We start from the raw sequence: 2,138 nt of genomic DNA on the forward strand, positions 1-2,138 counted from the left end.
CGAGTTAACACTGGGCAGACATCTTCAGTTCATAGGGGACACGGACAGCCTGAGAAAGGCTCTGGACATCTTCACCCGACTACGCACTCAGGCAGCCGGGGGGCGGGCGAACACCCCCTGTGATGACAAAGAGATCGAGTTAACAGTGGGTAGACTACTCCAGGCCATGGGAGGTCATGACAACCTGCGCGCGGCCCGGGACATCTTTACCCGGCTACGCACTCGGGTAGCCGGGGAAGAGATGAACACCATCTGTAAGGACAAAGAGGTCGAATTGAGTCTTGCAGCTATTTTTATTGATACGAGAGAGTGGGAGCAGTTTGATGGACTGCAACTTGATAAGCAGTTATTTGCAGGATTCGAAACCTTTTTGTGTTTGAGTATTCGTCACTACCAGGAATTAATGGACATTGAGAACATCTTGCCCGGACATTTGACTCTTCTGGGGAAAGCGTTCAATTGGGCTGCGCTTGCAGTGGAGGACAGCGGAGGCACAAATGCGCCCTGTCTCAGTCAACTCGCTCACTGCTTCCGCTTTTTATCTGCCTGGCCGCAACCTGGGTTGCAAACGTTGGGTATCGAAGAAAAAAAGGAGAAAGAGTTCAGGCAGCAAGCGAATTCACTCTTTGATCTGGCCAATGACCTTGAACCCCATCGACATGACCTGAAGAAAGTTCATCCCTGGAGGCTAAAGGAACGACAGCTGTTGGGTACTATGACGACTGAAACTCTGGCGTAAATAGTCAGAAACCCATGACAGGGCGCCATTGTCTGGGACAGCCCTGTTTGTGATCCTGACTCCTTTTGAACTTTTATCCCCTCACCATCATCCATACAAGCATCTTGGTTTAATAAACAATCTCCTAGGGCCTGTTGAGGTTTATTCAGAGTATGGACTTACCCCCAAATTATGGGACAGGCGGTTATTACTGGCCGGTGCCTCCTCAAATACAAAGCTATCCAGGTAGCAATGTACCCTACATCCTCGGTACACCAGGTTTTCCATACCCGGGGAATACTGGTCACCCTGGGTACCACCAGCTTTCACAGCGCCATACTCAGCACTACCCGGTTCACTCGCATATTCGGACATGTCGCGACATAAATGAGAGCTTCCGTCTTCTGAAAACCAATCCTCAACGAGCATTAGATAAGACAGAAACGCTATTAAAAAAATATGAGAGAGACTTTGAGCAATATGCTCGTGTTGTGCAATTAAAAGCCAGGTGCTTATTTGCTCTTGAGAATTTTGATGAGTGTATTGGGTACGTCAATTCTCTTCCAGAGGCCTTGCAAAACAATAAAGGCGTGATGATGGCAAAAGGCCGGGCTTTACAGGCGAGAGGTCGTTTAACTGAAGCTTTACCACTCTTCTATCACCTTTATGAGCAATGCTCAGTCTCTCCCAATGATAGAAAAACCAACGGGTTGGCTCTAGGCAGGCATCTCCAGATTATGGGGGGGCGGGACAACCTGAGAACAGCTCTGGAGATCTTTACCTCGCTGCGCACCCAGGCGGCCGGAGGCAGGGCAAACACCCCCAGCAGTAATAAGGATATTGAATTAACACTGGGCAGACATCTTCAGCTCATGGGGGGCACGGACAACCTGAAAAAGGCTCTGGACATTTTCACCCAGCTGCGCACCCGGGCAGCCGGAGGGCAGCCGAACACCCCCTGTGATGACAAGGATATCGAGTTAACCCTGGGCAGACATCTCCAGATCATGGGGGGCGCGGCCAACTTGCAAATGTCCCTGGAAATCTTTACCCAGCTGCGCGCCCGGGCAGCCGGAGGGCAGCCGAACACCCCCTGCGAGGACAAGGAGATCGAACTGTCTCTGGGCCGGTTGCTCCAGTTTATGGGGGGGCCGGACAGCCTGAAAATGGCTCTGGAAATCTATACCCGACTGCGCACCAGAGCGGCTGGTGGGCTGGCGAACATCCCCTGTGACGACAAGGATATCGAACTCACACTGGGCAGACATTTCCAGATAATGGGAGGCGCGGAAAACCTGCGAACAGCTCTGGGCATTTATACCCGGCTGCGCACCCGGGCGGCCGGGGGACTGGCGGATACCCCTTGTGATGACAAAGAGATCGAACTGGTTCTGGGCAGGCATCTCCAGGTTATGGGGGG

2 protein-coding genes are annotated in these 2,138 nt (G+C 52.2%); both read left to right on the forward strand.

Translation table 11 applies throughout. From position 1 onward, the window contains the following. The coding region (locus E1189_RS23185; RefSeq protein WP_196221071.1) for a hypothetical protein at positions 1 to 739 on the forward strand (739 nt) is incomplete at its 5' end. A 551-nt stretch (positions 740 to 1,290) separates the two neighbouring features. Then, positions 1,291 to 2,138 (forward strand): hypothetical protein (locus E1189_RS23190; RefSeq protein ID WP_196221072.1); only part of this gene is annotated, 848 nt, incomplete at its 3' end.

Source organism: Parendozoicomonas verongulae (assembly GCF_009711465.1).
GTDB classification, from domain to species: Bacteria; Pseudomonadota; Gammaproteobacteria; order Pseudomonadales; family Endozoicomonadaceae; genus Sansalvadorimonas; species Sansalvadorimonas verongulae.